Genomic DNA, 18230 nt, shown 5'->3' with positions numbered 1-18230 from the left:
AGGCCCTGCTTATGCGCGAGCTCCATCACCGGGTGAAGAACACCCTGAGCACGGTGCAGGCCTTGGTGAACTCCACGGCCCGCAACGCGCCCTCGGTTCAGAACTTCAGGGACTCCTTGACCCAGAGGATCATGTCCCTCGCACAGACCCACACACTCTTGTTCGACAACGAAATGGCGGGCGTGCAGCTACGGGATATTCTGCGCAGTGAGCTCGAGCCTTATGACGATCAGACCGGCACACGCGTCATCCTGACCGGACCGGACCTGGACGTGCCCTCCCACCTGACTCTGGCGGTCGGGATGGCGGTGCATGAGCTGACGACAAACGCGGCGAAATATGGAGCACTGTCCAGTCCGCAGGGACGCGTTCATGTCACATGGAGCTTGCCTGCCGCGGACGTCGAGGAGAGTAAGATCCGGTTCGAATGGATGGAGCAAGGCGGCCCTCCCGTGGCCGTGCCGGACCGCAAGGGCTTTGGAACAACGCTGCTGGAGCGAGTGCTCAGCCGTCAGCTCGGCGGTGAGGTTGAGGTGGCCTTCGCGCCGGAGGGGCTCCAGGTGCGGGTTGAGGCGGCCTTAGTGGGCGGGGCGCGGTCATGATTACCTGCACCGGATGAGGCACAACCCTCGGCGCTGTCGCCTTTGGACAACCAATCCAGCAGGCGCGCGAGTACCGGAGCCAACCCAAGTCCTTTAATATATTTTGCCAATCGCAAGCCTAAAAACAATATATTGGACCGGACCATGTAACAAGCCTATCCCATCCTCATGGGCAATGGTTCTCGAGGACATCAGGGAAAGAGCACGCCATGGCATGCAGTCGTCAATGGCATAAATCAGTCTGTTGCTTGGCAATGTTTGCCGTGACAGGCCTGGTCGGCTGCCAGCAACAAACCAGCCGATCGGAGAATTCTCCGATTGTGGTTCAAGTCGAGACGGCCACGCTGGCCGAGTATGCCCCAACGGTGCGGCTGACCGGCGAAGTCCGTGCGCAGGTCGAGAGCGATCTGTCCTTTCGAGTCGGGGGCCGCATCACCGAGCGCCTAGTCAATGTCGGCGACCACGTGAAGGCCGACCAGGTGCTGGCCCGACTCGACCCGCAGCAGCAACAGGCGACCCTGACCGCTGCTGAGGCCGCCGTCCAGTCCGCTGGGGCCGTTCTCCGCGAGGCGACCTCCACCTACGAACGCCAGAAGGCGTTGCTCGCCCAGGGCTACACGACCAAACGGGAGCACGATCAGGCTCAGGAAGCGTACCGTACGGCGCAGGCTGCCCTCGACACCGCACGGGCCCAGTTCGGCACAGCCCGCGATCATCTCTCCGACACGGTGCTGCGCGCCGGCGCTTCCGGCGTCATTACGGCCCGCAATGCCGAGACGGGGCAGGTCGTGCAGGCGGCACAGAGCGTCTTCTCGATCGCCCAGGACGGACCGCGCGACGCGGTCTTCAACGTCTACGAGTCGATCTTCACCCGCGAGCTCGCCAATCCCGCCATTGCGCTGACGCTGGTGTCCAATCCGGCTGTAACAGCCAAGGGCGCCGTGCGTGAGATCTCCCCGACCGTGGACAGAGCCACCGGGACCGTCAGGGCCAAGGTCGCCATCGAGCAATCGCCGGCAGCGATGACACTCGGAGCCGCCGTCGTCGGCGAGGGCCGGTTCCAGACCCACAAGCTCGTGGTGGTGCCGTGGAGTGCTCTCTCGAGCGGAAACGGCCAGCCGGCCGTGTGGGCTGTCGATCCCCGGAGCAAGACAGTGTCGCTGAGGCCGATCACTGTTGAAGGCTACGAGACCGGAAAGGTCATCGTGCGTAAGGGGCTCCAGCCCGGTGAGATCGTCGTCACTGCGGGGGCGCAATTGCTGCGGCCCAACCAGGTTGTTGCGTTCGCCCAAGGAGCGGCCTCATGAAGCCTAAACCTTTATCTTTGGCTACCCTGGGCATGATGGCCCTGCTCGCCGCCTGCCAGGAAGAGCACCACGCCGAGGCGCCGGCGCCCCGACCCGTTCTCACCGTTGTTGTCGCCCCGCAGACGGCACGGACCGTGGGCTTCGCCGGAACTGTCGAGCCCCGGTACAAGTCCGACCTCGGCTTTCGGGTGCTCGGGCGCATCATCAGTCGTGACGTCAATGTGAGCGACATCGTCAGGAAGGGGCAGCGCCTGGCCACGCTCGACCCGCTCACCTACCAGCTGGCGGTGCGATCGGCGCAGGCCGACCTGGCCAGCGCGACCGCCCGCCTCGAGAATGCCGCTTCGACCGAGGCCCGCCAGCGCACGCTGCTGCAGCAGAACATTTCCACCCAGGCGCAGTATGATGCCGCCAAGCAGGCCCGCGAGTCTGCAGAGGCCGGTGTCACGAGCGCCAGGGCAAACCTCGACAAGGCCGAGGAGCAGCTCGGATACACTGAGCTTCGCGCCGACTTCGCCGGAGTGGTCACCGCCACCGCAGCTGAGCTCGGGCAGGTGGTCCAGCCGGGACAAACGGTCGTCTCCGTGGCTCGCCCGGACATCCGCGAGGCGGTGGTCGACCTGCCCGAGAGCATCGGGCGGGATCTCAGGCCGGAAGCCCGCTTCGATGTCGCTCTGCAGCTGGATCCCTCGGTTCAGGCTGGCGGGTCGGTGCGGGAGATTGCGCCACAGGCGGATCCCGCCACCCGTACGCGGCGTGTGCGGATCACGCTCGACAACCCACCCGAGAGCTTCCGTCTCGGAACGACGATCACCGCCACGGTCACGACGCAGGCAGTGCCGGGGATCGAGTTGCCCGTCTCGGCCCTGTTGGAGCGGGACGGCAAGACGATGGTCTGGGTCGTCGATCCGGACACCCGGACAGTGTCGACCCGGGACGTGACGATTGTCGCCCGGGATGGATTCTCCGTCCGGGTTCTGAACGGGCTCACCCGCGGTACGCGCGTGGTCACCGCCGGCGTGAACAGCCTGACCCCCAATCAAACAGTCAAGATCGCCGACGAGGCCTCCCAATGACAAGCCGCTTCAACCTGTCCGACTGGGCGCTCGAGCACCGCTCGCTCGTCTGGTACTTCATGATCGTGTCGGCCATCGCCGGCATCTTCGCCTACGTCAATCTGGGGCGCGAGGAGGATCCTTCCTTCACCATCAAGACGATGGTGATCGCCGCCCAGTGGCCCGGCGCGACCGTCGAGGAAACCTCTCTCCAGGTTACCGACCGGATCGAGAAGAAGCTCGAAGAACTCGACTCGCTCGACTACACCCGCAGCCAGACCACGCCGGGCCAGACCGTGATCTATGTCAACCTGAAGGACACGGTCAAAAGCCGCGACGTGCCGGGCGTCTGGGTAAGAGTCCGGAACATGATCAACGACGTCAAACGGGAGCTGCCCCAAGGCGTCCTGGGCCCTGTCTTCAACGACGATTTCGGTGACGTCTACGGCAACGTCTATGCGTTCACCGCGGACGGCCTGACGCAGCGGCAGTTGCGCGACTATGTCGAGGACGTGCGGGCCAAGGTTCTCACGGTGCCAAACGTTGGCAAGGTCAACCTGATCGGCGCCCAGGACGAGGTGATCTTCCTGGAGTTCTCGACGCGCGAGATGGCCGCCCTCGGCATCAACCAGCAGGACGTCATCCAGACGCTCCAGGCCCAGAATGCGATCACGCCCTCCGGCGTCATCCAGGCTGGTCCTGAGCGCATTAGCGTCCGAGTCACCGGGCAGTTCACGTCGGAGGAGAGCCTGCGCAACCTCAACCTGCGCATCAATGACCGCTTCTTCCGCCTCAGCGATGTCGCCGCCATCAGCCGCAGCTATGTCGACCCGCCGCAGGCGCTGTTCCGGTTCAAGGGCGAGCCGGCAATTGGCCTTGCCATCGGCATGAAGACCGGCGCCAACCTCCTGCACTTCGGCGAGGCGCTGCACGAGCAGATGGACAAGATTGTCGGCGAATTGCCCATCGGCGTCGGCGTGCATCTTGTGGCCGATCAGCCCATCGTGGTCGAGGAGGCGGTCGGCGGCTTCACCAAGGCCTTATTCGAGGCCGTCGCGATCGTGCTCGTGGTCAGCTTCCTGAGCCTGGGCATGCGGGCCGGGTTGGTGGTCGCGCTGTCGATCCCGCTCGTGCTGGCCATGACCTTCGTGGTCATGCAGTATACCGGCATCTCGCTGCAGCGCATTTCGCTTGGCGCTCTCATCATCGCGCTCGGTCTTCTAGTTGATGATGCGATGATCGCGGTCGAGATGATGGTGGCGCGGCTGGAGGCCGGTGACACGCTGAAGAAAGCCGCCACCGCCGTCTACACCTCCACCGCGTTCCCGATGCTCACCGGCACGCTCGTCACCGTCGCGAGCTTCATCCCGGTTGGGCTCAACAGCAGCAACGCGGGCGAGTATACCTTCACGCTGTTCGTCGTGATCGCGGCCTCGCTGTTGCTGTCGTGGATCGTCGCGGTGGTGTTCACGCCCCTGCTCGGCGTGACGCTGCTGCCGAAGACGATGAAGAAGCATCACGACAAGCCGAGCCGCCTCATGACGGCGTTCTCGCACCTCCTCGCCGGCGCCATGCGCTGGCGCTGGCTGACCATCGGTGTGACAGTGGCGATGTTCGGCCTCTCGCTCTACGGCATGAAGTTCGTCGAGCAGCAGTTCTTCCCGTCCTCCGATCGCACCGAACTCCTCGTCGACTTCACGCTGCCGCAGAACGCCGCGATTACCGACACGAAGGCGCAGATGGACCGCTTCGAGGCCAAGCTCGCAGGCGATCCCGACATCGATCACTGGTCGTCTTATGTCGGCCAGAGTGCCGTGCGGTTCATTCTCTCCTTCGACCCGCAGCCGTCGAATCCGTTTTACGGTCAGATCGTCATCGTGACCAACAGCATCGAGGCCCGCGAGCGCCTCAAGGCCAAGATCAAGACCTGGGCCCGACAGGAATTTGCCGGCCTGGATGTGTACACGGATCTTCTGGCGCTGGGTCCGCCGGCCGGCCGGCCGGTGCAGTACCGGCTCAGCGGGCCGGACGTCCAGAAAGTGCGGGACCTGGCGCAGCACCTCGCCGCTCTCGTCGGCGAGCACCCCCGGGTGAACAACATCAACTTCAACTGGAACGAGCCCGCCCGGGTGGTGAAGGTCGACGTGCTCCAGGACAAGGCCCGTCAGCTCGGCGTGACCTCGCAGGACATCGCCGGTGCCCTCAACAGTGTCGTCGGCGGCACGAGCATCACCCAGATCCGCGATTCGATCTATCTGGTTGATGTGGTGGGACGGGCGCGCGCCGCCGAGCGGGGATCCATCGAGACGCTCCAGAACCTGCAGCTGCCGGGTAAGGATGGCCAGTCCGTGCCCCTGGCGGCGGTCGCGACCTTCCATTACGAGCTCGAGCAGCCGGTGATCTGGCGCCGCAGCCGGGTGCCGACGATCACGATCCGGGGCAGCATCATTGATGCCACCCAACCGGCGACGATCGCCCAGCAGCTCGAACCCAAGGTGCAGGAGTTTGCCCGAGCGCTCCCGGCTGGCTACGCGGTGGCGGTGGCCGGGCCGGTGGAGGAGAGCGCTAAGTCCCAGGGGCCGATCACGGCGGTGGTTCCGCTCATGCTGTTCATCATGGCGACGATCCTGATGGTTCAGTTGCAGAGTTTCTCGCGGCTGTTCTTGGTGGTGGCGGTGGCTCCTCTCGGGCTGATCGGCGTGGTGGCGGCGATGCTGCCGAGTGGGGCTCCCATGGGCTTCGTGGCCATCCTGGGCGTGCTGGCGCTGGTCGGCATTTTGATCCGCAACTCGGTGATCCTGGTCGTGCAGATCGAGGACCTGCGGCGGGAGGGCTGGGCTCCGTGGGAAGCCGTGGTCGAGGCCACCATGCACCGGACACGGCCGATCCTGCTGACGGCGGCAGCGGCGAGCCTGGCGCTAATCCCGATCGCATTCGAAGTGTTCTGGGGACCGATGGCCTTCGCCATGATGGGCGGCATCATTGTGGGCACGCTGCTGACCCTTCTGTTCCTGCCGGCTCTGTACGTGGCCTGGTTCCGCATCAAGGCGCCTTCCGGACCCAAGGCGGAGCTGCCAGCCACAGAGGCGGTGCATGAACCAGAGACGACGCATGCGCCGGCATAGACCACGCTGACCCGATTGGCAGGCGTTCCGGACCGCGGCCCTGTCCCCCGCACCCGGTCCAGGCGTTCGCCTGCCAGCCCCGGCGGCTGCAAGCCGCTGGGGCCACCCTCCACTGCATGCAAAAGAGGATCGAAGCCCCGTGCCCAACGACAATCCGCCTCACAGCGATAAACGCCCGAATGATCTCAGGAGCACGCTCACGAAGCGTCAGATCCTGGATGGCGCGCGTCAGGTCTTTCTTCTGAATGGCTATGCCGGAACCAGCATCGACCAGATCATCAATCAGTCTGGCGTCTCGAAAGGATCGATCTATCACCACTTCGACAGCAAGGACGCCCTGTTCAACTCGCTAATCGCCGCGGAAGCGGAGAGGATCGCGCGGGCATTGCCGTCCATCGATCCGGACGACCCTGACCCGTGCTCCGCCCTGCGTCAGATCGGGATGGCCGTTCTCGAAACCCTGAACAATTCGGCCACCAGCGCCACCCTGCGCCTGATCATCGGAGCCCTCGGCCGGTTTCCCGGGCTCGGCGAAGAGTTCCTTCGGAACAGCCTCGGCCCAACCGTGGAAGGGATCGCAGCCTATCTCGATGTCCAGGCGGCTTCCCAGGACATTCGGATCGGCAGCAGCCGTGCTGCGGCAGAGGAGTTCGCGAGGCAGTGCCTGGCGCATGTGGTCGAACGGGTTCTGGTGCCCCACCAACCTTGCCTGACGGAAGTGGAATGCATGGCCGTGGTCGAGGATATTCTCCGCAACTCCGACATCCGGCGGCGGGACACCGGCCGCACGGCGGGAGAGCAGGTCTCCTGAGTCCCCGCGACTGAGAAGCATGATGTCCAGGTGGTTTCCGCTCATCATCACCGTGTCAATCTCTTGCGGCACGCTCTACGTCGCGTTCTTCCGCTAGCCACCGCCGAAGTCCAGACTGAGGGGACAATTGTTAGAAGCCTGTACACGGGACCAGAACGATGGACATTAACCCACAATGGATAACCCTCGGTTCGGCCTCGTCGGCAATGATCGCAGCCGCGCTCCGCCAGACCCTGGCGGAGCCGACCGGCCTTATGATCGCCTGTTCAACCTCGGTCGCGTGACCATGACGCTCGAAGCCCTTGCCCGATCAGCTCCGTTGGAGCAACAATCCCCCTGTCAGAAAACCGAGATCCGCATGCGACAGCGTATCTCCCCACGCTATTTCTCTCTCAGCACGCTTCTGGCGATCAGTTTCGGGGGCTTGATGCTCCTCGCCGTCGGCTCCGTTCTCGTGGTGAGCCTCGGGGGCGCGGGGCGAAACACGGGCGAGCTTCTGGCCGATAAGGCCGACCTGATCCTGTCCTCCATCGAGCAACGCGTCCGGCAACATCTTGGCCTCGTCGTGGCCCAAGCCGAGTATCTAAAAACCTCGATGGACCGGGGGCAGCTTGACATCAAGGATGCCAGAGCGCTCGAAACCGCCCTTAGGTCTGCCCTTGCAGCAACACCGCAGGTAACCGGCATTGGCTTCATTCGCTCCAATCTGGAGGTCGTGCGGGTGGAGCGACGAGATGGCAGTCTCATCACCGAGGACTGGTCCGGCCAGCCCGATATCATTAAGCTCTTCGAGGAGGTGCGAGCTGGCAAGGCTGCCGGATGGGGGGAACCCGTTTGGAGCCAGCCGTTTCAGCAGACAATCATCCCGTTTATCGTCCCCGTGCATCGCGACGGAGACCTCCTTGGGATCCTCGTCCCGGCCATTGAGGTCACTGAGCTCTCCCGATACGTCGCCGAGATTTCCTCGCCTGTGCAGAGAGCGTTCATCCTCCACGGACAGGACGCGGTGCTGGCTCACCCGGCCCTGGCCTACAGATCCCCAACAGGGGTACGCGAGCGCCCATTGCCGCTCCTCACCGAGGTCGACGACAAGGTTCTGCAAGCGATATGGTCGGCTGAGCGACAACCGCTGAACCTGTCTCTGAGGTCGACGGACCAGGGGCATATCGTTCCATTCTCGGCCGATTACTTCATCTACATGTACCGACCGGTCGCAGGGTTCGGTGAGAAGCCCTGGATCATTGGCGCGGCTTTGCCCGGTTCAGACGCCGGGCAGGAGGCGGAGCGACTGCAGACGATGGTACTGACCGGATTAGGGCTCCTGCTCGTCTCTGTGCTCAGCGCGATCGTGGTCGGTCGGCGGGTCGCGCGCCCGATCCGCGACTTCGTTCGCGTGACAGAAGCCGTCCGGACACTCGAATTCGACAAAGCCCCCGTTCTCTCACGCAGCCGGATCCGGGAACTCGACACAGCTGGCCAAGCGCTGAACGCCATGGTTGCAGCTCTTCGCTGGTTTGAACTGTACCTGCCCAAACGCCTTGTCCATCGCCTTATCGCGCACGGGCAGGACGATCTCGCCAACGCCTATGAGCGTGACGTTACCGTCATGTTCACGGATCTGAGTGGCTTTACACGGATGGCATCTCGGCTGTCCCCTTCCGAAACGGCAAAGTTCCTGAACTCGCACTTTGCTCTGGTCGGTGCCTGTGTCGAGGCCGAGGGAGGCACGATCGACAAGTACATCGGCGACAGCCTCATGGCGTTTTGGGGCGCACCGGAGGAGCAACCCGATCACGTGGAACGGGCCTGCCAGGCCGCGCGGGCGATAGCCTCCAAGATTCACACCGACAACAGGGTTCGGTTGACAAGCGGCCTCGCCCCTGTCCGGGTGAGGATTGGCATCAGCACGGGCCCTGCTCTCGTGGGCAACATCGGGGCTCCCAGCCGGATGAACTACACGCTCGTCGGAGATGCGGTTAATATCGCGCAGCGCCTAGAGCAGGTCGGGAAGGACGTCCAAGACGACAGCGACGTGATCACGTTGATCACTGAGGGGGTCTATACCGGCTTGCCTGAGCCCGGACAGGCCATGTTCTGGGCCCGACGAGAGGTGCGGGAGAGAGATGGCACAATAGGAATCTATCGGCTGACCTGAGCATCACTTTTGCCCGATCGGCCCGCATACAACTGGGCCCCGGGTCGGCTTGCCCTGCGCTCGGGCTTTGAAGTCTGAGCCGCGATAGTTGAACTCATCTAGCGATATATTTTTCCAATCAAATTATCAAAAACAATATATTGGACCAGAGATTTGCCCGCGTCTATTCCTCTCGCCATACCTTTGCACAGGATGGATTGATGCCATGACCTCCAGCACCGTCACCTTGGATTCGGTCGAGGCCATTACCACCGGAGAGGCAGATGGCCATGGACATTAACCCGCAATGGATCACCCTCATTTCGGCCTCGACGGCAATGATCGCATCGATCGCTGGGCCATTCGTCAACACGCGGATCGCTAAGTTCGAGTTCAAGGCCAACGTGCTGTCGGTTAATCGCCAGAAGTGGATCGATACGATGCGCGACCTTGTGGCGAGCCTCTACTCGCAGCTTCTGATCGCGGCCGCGTTCCGCCAGACTCTGGAGGAGCCGACCGGCGTCATCATCGCAAAGGATCCCGAGCTTTCCAGGCGCGTGGAGAACTTGTTGCGGACCGTTTCCAAGATCGAGCTCATGCTCAACCCGCTGGAGCAGGACCATCAGCAGCTCAATGTCCTGATGAAGGAAGCGATCGACCAGCTTCGCTCTCCTTTGCTGGACGATGGCGTTGAGGACCGCATTGAGGCCATCAGCCGCGATATCACCCAAGTCCTGCAAGGAATCCTCAAACACGAATGGATTCGCGTGAAGCGCGGCGAGTAGCCGCAAGGTCGTGGGTCGCTTTCAGCGCGTATCTGGTCGGCGGCATGGGAGCACGGAGCATGCCTGCGACGCGGCATTGGACTATTCATCATCGCTCAATCCTTGAATGGCCGGGAGGAGCACGGGTAGGGTTATCGGAATGCAATTGTTTATGAGGCGGCACTGCGAGGACGTTAGTCCTTACATCCGCTCTACCAAGACGGGCTGGTGCGTTGCGCTTCTCGCCTGCTCCATGATCACCTCACTGGTTGCAGGGCCTCCTGTCTTTGCCGACGAATTCGATCCTCTTGCCGTCTATGAGGAGGCAAGGTCATTGAATGACCAATGGCAGGCTTGCGCCGCCTCGTTCGTAAGAGAAAGGATCCATTCGCGGCAGGATTCAGAGATCCTTGCAAAGGCTGCCTTTGAACGCTGCCAGGCACGGGAGAATAGGCTGAGCAGCTTTCTGGTTGTGAGAATTGGGAGAACAGGAGCAGGCAACGTGATGGCGCTGCTGCTCGAAAAGTACCGAGCGGGTCTGTCTGCCGCCATCACGGAACTGCGCACACGCCCCTAGAGCATCGGGCACAAAGTGGAGTCCATTTTTCGCTGACGCGGACCTCCAGCTCCGCACGATGGCTAAACCTGCTCCGTTGCCCGCCTGAGAGCGTCCAGTCCTTCCGATGTGATGGCATATAGAGCATGTCCGTTCAGGTCGGATGAACCTGCGCCGTCACTTGGAGTTTGTGTGCACCAGCCTCTCTTGAGACAAAGGCCCAAAGGCCCCCTGATGACAGCTCTGGGGCCGCGGGCAAGCTCTCTCAGAAACTCTATTTCGTTGTCGCGCGGTTTACGGCGGGGCTTTTTCCGCTGATACATCGAAGACCTTTTGGATTGCGGGAATGACAGTACTATCGTGCTTAGGAGACCAAGACGCATCCTGAACCTATCGGCGCAATTCTTAGCGTGACAAAACGGTCAGCGGAGACTGAACAGGCTAGCGGCACCTCCTACGGTTTGCACCGCTCCCGCCGCCACGGCCTCCAATTGGCCGCCAACCCCGGTTTTGCTCTGCGAAATTGTCTGCCCGGCCACGAGCCGCTCGCCAAGCAGCCTGACCACCTCGGGACGTTCCGCGAATTTACCATGGTTGAGGGGATCGCCGCTCTTGAGGGCTGTCAGATCAAGGACCGTCACCCCGGCCTTCTCCAGTTCAGATCGATAGGGCTCGGCCGCCGGGTTGATCTGGCCGAGCCGATCGACATCGCCGCCGATATGGCGCGACAAGCCAAGGGCCTGATCGTCCTGGGACACGAAGAGCGTGAGTTTCGGGCGGGACAGACCCAGTTCCTGCGACTGACGGCGAAAGACATCAATGTCGAGATCCGGCGACGCCAAAATGACGTTCCTGATCTTTGGCGCGACACGGCCGTCGCGGATCGCCATCTGACGCAGGGCCTCGGTCACAAGCCAGCTTCCCATCGAGTGAGCCATGATCGTGACATCACCGACGGACGGATCCTGAGCGGCACGCCGCAGAACCTCCTCGAGCTGCGTCCGGGAGTAGTTCGTGCTTTCCCTGTCATAGGCATAGTCGAGGACATTGGCGCGCGAGGGCCAGGTGAACAGGATCGGCGCGACATCAGCGTGGGAATCGTGCACGATCTGAGCGAAGCGGTACACCGCGTCTTCATAGCGGTTGTTGAATCCATGCACGAAGAGCAGGACGCGACGGCTGCGCGGGAGATGCTGCTTCAACCATCCACGAACCTCGCCGAGGTCGGACAGGTTCCTGACCTTTGTCGTCGCGAACTCTGTCGAAGGATCCGGGGGCAGGCGCTTCGGCCATTGCACCTGTCCGACCTGCCGGTTCTCCTCCGGGGGGATCGAGACTGTGATCTCGGTCGTGTTCAATCCCTGACCGCGCTCTCCTGAGAACAGGATCGCTGGATCCGACGCTGGCGCCCGTGTGGTCGCAACAAGAAGGTTGACTTGCGAGGCACCTGGAATGGTTGCCGGAACCGGCGCCAGAACCCCTTTGGGCAAGCCCGCGCATCCCATCACACCCATGCAAAGGGGAATGATGGCGGCAAGGCGCAGGGTTTGCTGCAGGACGCCCGGCGTTGGGGGCGCCCCTGATGCTTTGACCATCGGTTTCATTATCGCTGTTTCAAATGATCAGGTTACGCGGGGCGTTTCTGAGTTCAGGCACGAGCTGTATCGGCTCGGCACATTCGGCTGCACTGATTCCGCGAGGGGAAGTGATAGGAGGGACTTTCCAGCATCGTCTGCAACAACCAAGCTCCAGCCGATCATGTCATGCTCCAGCGCTGGATCGTCCTGCAGCAGCTCTTCAATTGCTCTGCGAGCTTCAGCATGCGCCATCGCGAGGTCCGTGACCTCAATGCCGTACGGATCGGGCAAGAGTTCCTGGTCATTTAACAGATGGAAATAGCAGCGCATGAACTGGTCCCGGCGATGGGCTAATTGGGTTGTGCCTAGTGAAGCAAAGTTGCTTGGTTCTGAGACTGAGGCCTAGCACGGAAAAATGAGCGTTCGGCCCGGAACCTCTACGCTGAGAACAACGCCCGGCAAAGCGACGGGCGCTGCTCTTGCCGCACATGAGTCGTTCAGTAGGTGCTGAACTTGTAGTTCAGGCCGGCGCGGATCACGCCGAACTCGGTCTCATCACTGCCCGCGATGACGGGCAGGTCATCGTCATCCTGCTCGAGGTTAACGTACAGACCTTCGACCTTGGCGGTCAGGTTGCTGGTGAAGGCGTACTCGACACCAGCACCGAGGGTCCAGCCGACACTCGTGTCATCCGAAGCGCCGAAGCCGTTGCTGATCTTGCCGTAAGCCAGACCACCGGTGGCGTAGATCAGAGCGCGATCGAAGGCGTAACCGGCGCGAGCACGCACCGTGCCGAACCAGTTGTCGTCATCGTCGTCGCCGTTGGAGATGCCGGCGAAGTCGTTGTCGCCACCGATGTCGGCGTACTGGAGGTCCGTTTCGAGACCAACCACGAAGGAGCCAATCTGGTAATTGTAGCCGATCTGGCCACCGCCGACGAAGCCGCCCTCGTCGTCAACTTCGTACGTCCTTCCGTTGATCACCACATCATCGTCATTGGTGTTCCAGCCATAGCCGGCGTTCACACCAACGTAGAAGCCGGTCCAGGTGAAGACCGGAACAGCCGCCACGGCCGGAGCCGGAGGAGCCATGCGGCCCGGCAGGTCGGCCGCGTGAGCCGCGGTTCCGAGAGTGCCCGCAACAGCCAATGCGGCGAGGTGAGCGTTGAGTCCCCTTCTCATTTCTTATCCTTTCAGTGAGATGGACTGACATCAGGAGTTGCGGGATGCGCTGGGCATCGACCTCAATCGGATGCCTCACAAACTTGGCTGCATACGTCGTCAAGGTCCAATATATTGTTTTTTGTCTTACGATTGGAAAAATTTATCATAGCTTTGGGCGCGGTGCACATTGATGGAATTGACCGAGGCCGCTACCGCGACCTCGACCTCGTCAGGCGCGGGCTTTCGACGGGCCTGCCGAACCATGAATCCCCTCGACCGGTGGGGCCGAGACACATCGCTGCCTTGGCTGCTGTCGTGGTCTTGCTCATGGCTCCGTCTTCTCACCAGTGTAAGAGCTCCTGAACCCCGCCAACACTTCCGACTTGAATGCATAGCGGTCGAGCGCCGCCTGCAGGGCTGTTGCTCCGGCATCGGTCCGGACCCGGATCACGGCCGCTCCCCGCGCATCGCGAACATGCTCAATGCCGGCAATGATCGCGCCGGTTTTCAGCCCCTCGGCGCCGACGACGGCCTCCATCTCAAGCTGCTGCAGCGCCGGCTTGAAAATCTTGCCGACACCCGTCATCGGTAGCGCCGGCACGATGTTCACCTGTTTGGGGACCGCGGCCCGCTCGGGGATGCTCGTCGCCGCAAAGTCGAGGAGCTCGCGGTCGGTGACCGTCGCGCCGGGCTGCATTTGTACATAGGCCACTGGAACCTCGCCCGCATGGGCATCGGGACGGCCGATTGCGGCGGCCAACGCCACGGCCGGATGCTTGAGCAGAGCGTCCTCGATCAGCTTCGGATCGATATTGTGCCCGCCCCTGATGATGAGTTCCTTGCGCCGTCCTGAAAGCCAAAAGCGTCCATCTTCATCCTCTCGACCGAGGTCGCCGCTGTTGAGCCAGCGCTCGCCTTCGATGTCGATCCAAACGTCCCTGTCGTGCCGGCCATCGAGATAGCCGGAGAAGACATTCGGGCCTCTGATCGCGAGCGTTCCAATCTCGTGGATTTCCGCCATGCGCAGGAAGTGCCCGGCATCGTCGAGGATGACAGCCCGCATCTGCTGATACGGAATCCGCATCCCGATCGATCCTGCGCGCCGCTCACCGTCCGGCAAGTTGACCGATGAAACACAGGTGCCTTCGGTTAACCCATAGCCCTCCACGATCGTGATCCCGGTCTTGGCCTCGAAGCTCTCGATCAGCTTGGCCGGCATGGGTGCTGCACCACATAGCGCCAACTCGAGGCTCGAGACGTCGTTGTCCCCGATCGGCAGGTCGAGCAGCGAGGCATAAAGCGTCGGCACTCCGGAGAACATCGAGACGCGGAAGTGGCCAACGATTTCCCAGAACCGGGCGATGACCCCTTTGCCCCGATACCCCTCCGGTGTACCGAGCACGACGTGATCGCCGCCCATCCAGGGCAGAAGTCCGGTGACGATCTGTGCGTTGGAATGGAAGAGTGGCAAACCGCAGAAAATGGTGCGCTGCGTGGCGCTGGGTCCGAGGATCTGGGCCGTGGCCCAGGCATCGAAGACTTCGTTGCGGTGTGTGCGGACCGCAATCTTGGGCAATCCTGTGGTGCCGCCGGTGCAGATATAGGACGACGTCGAGGATTGCGAGATCGGCTGCGGTGCGATGAGTCGATTCGACGGCTGTTCCTGAAGCGCTCGGCGGAAATCGACGATTGCAACACCGAATTCAGCCAGATCCGGCTCCTGGTTTCGGGACGGAGCCACCTCGCCGCCCGTATATACCGAGGGATCAACCCAGGCGACAACCCGCAAGTCTGGCAGCGTCTGAAGATGCGGCGCGAGCTTCGTCCACAGATCGGACCCGGACGATGGCGCCAAGGTCACAAGAACCCGCACGCGTGCAGCACGCAGGAGTTCCGCAATCTGGCTGGGCTCCAGCAGATGATTGATGGCGAACACGACGCCGGTCGCTTCGCCACCCCAGATCGTAAAGTGGGTTTCCGGCAGATTTGGCAGCACGAAGGCAACCGGGTGGTCGGCACTGGCACCGAATGCGTGAAACGCATTCGCTGCTCGGGTCACGTCGGCCAGCAATTCGGCGTAGGACCACGTGAATACGTGATCGTAGGCGTCGGACGTCAGAAAGAACGAGAGTGCCTTGGCGTCGGGCATACCTCTGGTGGTGGCAGCGAGCGCCTCGTAGGTCGTCCGGGGCAAGCCGCGATCTGCAAGCGGCACCGCCTCGATGGCTTCAATATCAACAATGCTTCGGATCGGCATCGGTCACTTTACCTATGGGACAATGAAGAGACAGCGGACATGGTCGCGGCATCGCTGGCAGCATCAACGCTGCCATTTGCGACTTGGCCGGGACACGCTGTCCTTCAAGGCAAGCATCCGTTTGAAGCGTGCCCTGTCGTTGACAGCTATCTTGAGCAGGTTCCACAGACGCCGTGGGGTCAACCGGGCATCGATGAAATCATCCGGCAGGTCAGGCCCCCACTGGTAGAGGCCCTCGCGATCCATCAGGTGGTATCCAGGCGGTTGGTCGGCATCGAATAGGTCGCCATCGGCATAATGCTCGTGTTTCTGGCCCCACGGATCGCGCCAGTAGTCGAAGATCTGGCTTCCGAGGAGATGGCGGCCGACGCCCCAGGCATGCCGGTAGCGGCTCGCCATCATCACCTGCTGACCCATCTCCACCGCATCGAGATCGACGACCTCGAAAGCCACGTGATCGGCCTTTGACTCCAGTCCCATGGACACGAACAGGGTATGATGGTCCGTGAATTCGGCACCGCGGTCCAGGCGCATGAAGGAGCCGATCGGCGTGCCGTCGGGCAGGCACATCACATCGGAAGGGATAAAGCCGAATGTGTCGATGTACCAGCGCACGCTTCGATCGAAGTCTGGCGTTTCCAGGACGAGGTGCCCGAGCTTGGTGACCTGCGGCGGCTCGAATTTCGGGCGCTGAGTGTCGTTGACGCGAATGATATGACTTGGGGCATTGTGCTGGATTGGCGGCCGGACCGGCAAAGGCAGACTCGGCGTCATTCCATGCAGAACGTTCACCGCGACGCCCTGGGGATCGCGAAGGCGCACGACCAACCCGTCGCCCGGTCCGTCAGCCCGCTCGACGCGGCTGCCAAAAGCGTTGGACAGCGTTTCGAGATCCTCCGCCGTCGGAACTGAAAGGCCGAGACCGAGAAAGCGGACCCGAGGCCCGCGTGTTACCCGGTAAATATAGGGCCGCGGCCCGGCGCCCCGCATGAACAGCTCGTTGGCCCTCCTCTCGGCGCGGACCAGCCCAAAGTCGCAGAGGTAGGCCTCGGTTTTGGCAAGGTCGGGACGTTCAAAATGGGCAAATAAAAGTTCGTCTGCTTTCACCAGCGGAGAAGGGCTGCGCGGCAACTCAATGCTGCCGGGGCCATGCGGGACGGCGGTTTGGAGAGACATCGGCGATTCCTTTAGGCTAGGCTGCAATGCGGGGAGCGGCCTCGCAACTGCTCGCAGCGAACATGTTCAGGACGGTCAGATCCCGGCCCTGCTGATCGAGCCGTGCGGCGATGAAGCGGTCGGGGCGGACGAGAACGGCGCGGACGGCATGACGCTTCACCTAGGCCGCGAAGGCAGGGTTGTCGCATTGCAGCGCCATTGCCGAGATGTCCTCGTCGTTGCCGTTGAGGCAGACGAAGCGCGTGCCAAGGGCTTTCAGGGTGGTGAGATCGCGCGGGGACAACAGAGTCGTCGGATCGATCCCGATCCCGAGCGCCAGCCATTGGTGGCAGGCCTGAAACGTGTCCAGCGGCACCGTCCCCTGCGGTGAGCGCACATGGGGTTGCGGCATCATCTGGCCGATCAAGGGATCCCTACCTCCAGCAGTCAGCGTGCTGCGGCCGATAGCGGGGGGCGGCAGCACACCGCCACGTCGGAGGAAGGCGCGAAAACGGCGCGACATGTTGAGACAGGCGAAGATGCAGTCCCGCGCCAAAGCGACACCACCGTTTGTCGGCATGATGACAAAACCGAGACGGCGGGAGACATTGACTAATCTGCGCACTACGGGAGCTCGCTCGGCCTCGTAGCTGTCGAGGAGCGCGGCCGGTGCGAGCCCCTTGATGACACAGGCTATCTTCCAGGCGAGATTGACCGCATCCTTCATTCCGCTGTTCATGCCTTGTCCTGCGAAGGGCGGCATCAGGTGAGCGGCGTCTCCGGCGAGAAACCCGCGACCGTTGCGCCAGCGATCCGCGACGCGGGCGTGAAATGTGTAGACCGCCTTCCGCTCGATCCGGATTGAACTGTATCCAAAATTGTCGGCGATCAGCGAATGGATCCTGTCCTCCGCCAGCAGCTCGTCCTGGCGTTCGCCAGGAAGACGCATGAATTCCCAGCGGACGCGATCACCAACGGCGGGCATTTCGACACGTGGGCGCCGCGGATCGCAGTGGAAGCTGACCTGCTTGATATTGTGGCCGTTGACCATCGCATCGACAACGAGCCAGTGCTGCGCGAAGGTCGAGCCGATAAGCGTCGCACCAATCATGTCCCGTACGCGGCTTGTGCCGCCATCACAGCCGACGATGAATTTCGCCCGAAGGGTGCACACCCCATCTGGAGCCGACACCGTCAGGACTGCGTGATCGATACCTTGTTGTAGTTTCGTCACCAGATGCCTGAACAACATTCTGACGTTGGCAAACCGCGACAACCCGTGGAACAGGACTCTCTCGAACTGTGGCTGATAGAAGGTTCCCAGAAGGGAATGTCCGTAAGGCCCGCAGGTGGGAGGATGCATTTCCATTAAGGTACGGCCGTGGGCATTGACGTGACGGACACGTGGACTCTGGACGAGTTCAGGCGCGATCTCGTCAAATAGACCGACCATTCGGAACAACCGCAGCGTCTCGGCATCATAGGCAATGGCCCGCGGCATGCCTTGAAGACCCTCTCTGCCTTCGAGAACGGCAACGTCCACGCCTGAAAGGCCAAGCAGATTAGCCATCATCAGCCCGACGGGACCTGCTCCGATGACGGCTACGTCGACATCGCCCAAAGGCGTCGGTTGGCCGGTGGGTTTCGTTGTCATCTGTGTTTCCTCCCGTAGGCTTGTTGGTCGCCAAGAGATACTTGAACGTTATGGTCATAACGACTAAGTA

At 62.2% G+C, this 18230-nt stretch carries 14 protein-coding genes; 7 read left to right on the top strand and 7 right to left on the bottom strand.

Annotation, left to right across the window (positions count from 1 at the left end):
• The first annotated feature begins 11 nt into the window (after nucleotides 1-11).
• The 7 genes from ACS5Q1_RS12405 to ACS5Q1_RS12375 all read left to right on the top strand — a co-directional run bounded on the left by ACS5Q1_RS12405 (nucleotide 12) and on the right by ACS5Q1_RS12375 (nucleotide 9819).
• Nucleotides 12-602 (top strand): sensor histidine kinase, encoded by a 591-nt coding sequence (locus ACS5Q1_RS12405; RefSeq protein ID WP_473098494.1) that lies wholly within the window; start codon nucleotides 12-14, stop codon nucleotides 600-602.
• A gap of 320 nt (nucleotides 603-922) precedes the next feature.
• Complete coding sequence (locus ACS5Q1_RS12400; RefSeq protein WP_473098493.1) at nucleotides 923-1909, top strand: efflux RND transporter periplasmic adaptor subunit; 987 nt, start codon at nucleotides 923-925, stop codon at nucleotides 1907-1909.
• Nucleotides 1906-2985, top strand: a complete 1080-nt coding sequence (locus ACS5Q1_RS12395) for an efflux RND transporter periplasmic adaptor subunit (RefSeq protein WP_473098492.1) — start codon at nucleotides 1906-1908, stop codon at nucleotides 2983-2985. The genes ACS5Q1_RS12400 and ACS5Q1_RS12395 overlap by 4 nt, the downstream gene beginning before the upstream one ends.
• Nucleotides 2982-6089, top strand: a complete 3108-nt coding sequence (locus tag ACS5Q1_RS12390; protein ID WP_473098491.1) for an efflux RND transporter permease subunit — start codon at nucleotides 2982-2984, stop codon at nucleotides 6087-6089. Before ACS5Q1_RS12395 ends, ACS5Q1_RS12390 begins: the two co-directional genes overlap by 4 nt.
• A 139-nt stretch (nucleotides 6090-6228) precedes the next feature.
• Entirely contained in the window at nucleotides 6229-6900 is a 672-nt protein-coding gene (locus ACS5Q1_RS12385; protein ID WP_473098490.1) for a TetR/AcrR family transcriptional regulator, read from the top strand.
• Between the two features lie 175 nt (nucleotides 6901-7075).
• A complete protein-coding gene (locus ACS5Q1_RS12380; RefSeq protein ID WP_473098489.1) occupies nucleotides 7076-9055 on the top strand; it encodes an adenylate/guanylate cyclase domain-containing protein in 1980 nt (659 codons plus the stop codon).
• A gap of 263 nt (nucleotides 9056-9318) precedes the next feature.
• Nucleotides 9319-9819 (top strand): hypothetical protein, encoded by a 501-nt coding sequence (locus tag ACS5Q1_RS12375; RefSeq protein WP_473098488.1) that lies wholly within the window; start codon nucleotides 9319-9321, stop codon nucleotides 9817-9819.
• A gap of 957 nt (nucleotides 9820-10776) precedes the next feature.
• Here the strand turns inward: ACS5Q1_RS12375 and ACS5Q1_RS12370 are convergent.
• The 7 genes from ACS5Q1_RS12370 to ACS5Q1_RS12340 all read right to left on the bottom strand — a co-directional run bounded on the left by ACS5Q1_RS12370 (nucleotide 10777) and on the right by ACS5Q1_RS12340 (nucleotide 18160).
• A complete protein-coding gene (locus tag ACS5Q1_RS12370; protein WP_473098487.1) occupies nucleotides 10777-11949 on the bottom strand; it encodes an alpha/beta hydrolase in 1173 nt (390 codons plus the stop codon).
• A 27-nt stretch (nucleotides 11950-11976) separates the two neighbouring features.
• Complete coding sequence (locus tag ACS5Q1_RS12365) at nucleotides 11977-12261, bottom strand: DUF6894 family protein (protein ID WP_473098486.1); 285 nt, start codon at nucleotides 12259-12261, stop codon at nucleotides 11977-11979.
• 167 nt (nucleotides 12262-12428) lie between these two features.
• Nucleotides 12429-13112 (bottom strand): outer membrane protein, encoded by a 684-nt coding sequence (locus ACS5Q1_RS12360; protein WP_473098485.1) that lies wholly within the window; start codon nucleotides 13110-13112, stop codon nucleotides 12429-12431.
• Nucleotides 13113-13419: 307 nt separating this feature from the next.
• Nucleotides 13420-15351: an acyl-CoA synthetase gene (locus tag ACS5Q1_RS12355; RefSeq protein ID WP_473098484.1), complete on the bottom strand. Its 1932-nt coding sequence runs from the start codon at nucleotides 15349-15351 to the stop codon at nucleotides 13420-13422.
• A 63-nt stretch (nucleotides 15352-15414) separates the two neighbouring features.
• Nucleotides 15415-16527 (bottom strand): VOC family protein, encoded by a 1113-nt coding sequence (locus ACS5Q1_RS12350; protein ID WP_473098483.1) that lies wholly within the window; start codon nucleotides 16525-16527, stop codon nucleotides 15415-15417.
• A 16-nt stretch (nucleotides 16528-16543) separates the two neighbouring features.
• Nucleotides 16544-16687 carry a hypothetical protein gene (locus ACS5Q1_RS12345; RefSeq protein WP_473098482.1) on the bottom strand — a complete coding sequence of 48 codons (144 nt, stop codon included), beginning with the start codon at nucleotides 16685-16687 and terminating at the stop codon, nucleotides 16544-16546.
• On the bottom strand, nucleotides 16688-18160 hold the full coding sequence (locus tag ACS5Q1_RS12340) for a bifunctional 3-(3-hydroxy-phenyl)propionate/3-hydroxycinnamic acid hydroxylase (RefSeq protein ID WP_473098481.1): 1473 nt from the start codon (nucleotides 18158-18160) through the stop codon (nucleotides 16688-16690). It abuts the gene before it with no gap.
• Nucleotides 18161-18230 lie beyond the last annotated feature (70 nt).

This window comes from Microvirga sp. GN3 (assembly GCF_055792825.1).
The sequence above is the reverse complement of the archived record's forward strand: the minus strand, read 5'-3'. Positions and strand labels throughout refer to the sequence as shown.

What these genes read in the sequence shown, in the direction of transcription:
- ACS5Q1_RS12355 (WP_473098484.1), bottom strand. Translation starts at nt 15,351, where the DNA reads ATGCCGATCCGAAGCATTGTTGATATTGAAGCCATCGAGGCGGTGCCG.
- ACS5Q1_RS12370 (WP_473098487.1), bottom strand. Translation starts at nt 11,949, where the DNA reads ATGGTCAAAGCATCAGGGGCGCCCCCAACGCCGGGCGTCCTGCAGCAA.
- ACS5Q1_RS12350 (WP_473098483.1), bottom strand. Translation starts at nt 16,527, where the DNA reads ATGTCTCTCCAAACCGCCGTCCCGCATGGCCCCGGCAGCATTGAGTTG.
- ACS5Q1_RS12380 (WP_473098489.1), top strand. Translation starts at nt 7,076, where the DNA reads ATGGATAACCCTCGGTTCGGCCTCGTCGGCAATGATCGCAGCCGCGCT.
- ACS5Q1_RS12395 (WP_473098492.1), top strand. Translation starts at nt 1,906, where the DNA reads ATGAAGCCTAAACCTTTATCTTTGGCTACCCTGGGCATGATGGCCCTG.
- ACS5Q1_RS12405 (WP_473098494.1), top strand. Translation starts at nt 12, where the DNA reads ATGCGCGAGCTCCATCACCGGGTGAAGAACACCCTGAGCACGGTGCAG.
- ACS5Q1_RS12375 (WP_473098488.1), top strand. Translation starts at nt 9,319, where the DNA reads ATGGCCATGGACATTAACCCGCAATGGATCACCCTCATTTCGGCCTCG.
- ACS5Q1_RS12390 (WP_473098491.1), top strand. Translation starts at nt 2,982, where the DNA reads ATGACAAGCCGCTTCAACCTGTCCGACTGGGCGCTCGAGCACCGCTCG.
- ACS5Q1_RS12365 (WP_473098486.1), bottom strand. Translation starts at nt 12,261, where the DNA reads ATGCGCTGCTATTTCCATCTGTTAAATGACCAGGAACTCTTGCCCGAT.
- ACS5Q1_RS12360 (WP_473098485.1), bottom strand. Translation starts at nt 13,112, where the DNA reads ATGAGAAGGGGACTCAACGCTCACCTCGCCGCATTGGCTGTTGCGGGC.
- ACS5Q1_RS12340 (WP_473098481.1), bottom strand. Translation starts at nt 18,160, where the DNA reads ATGACAACGAAACCCACCGGCCAACCGACGCCTTTGGGCGATGTCGAC.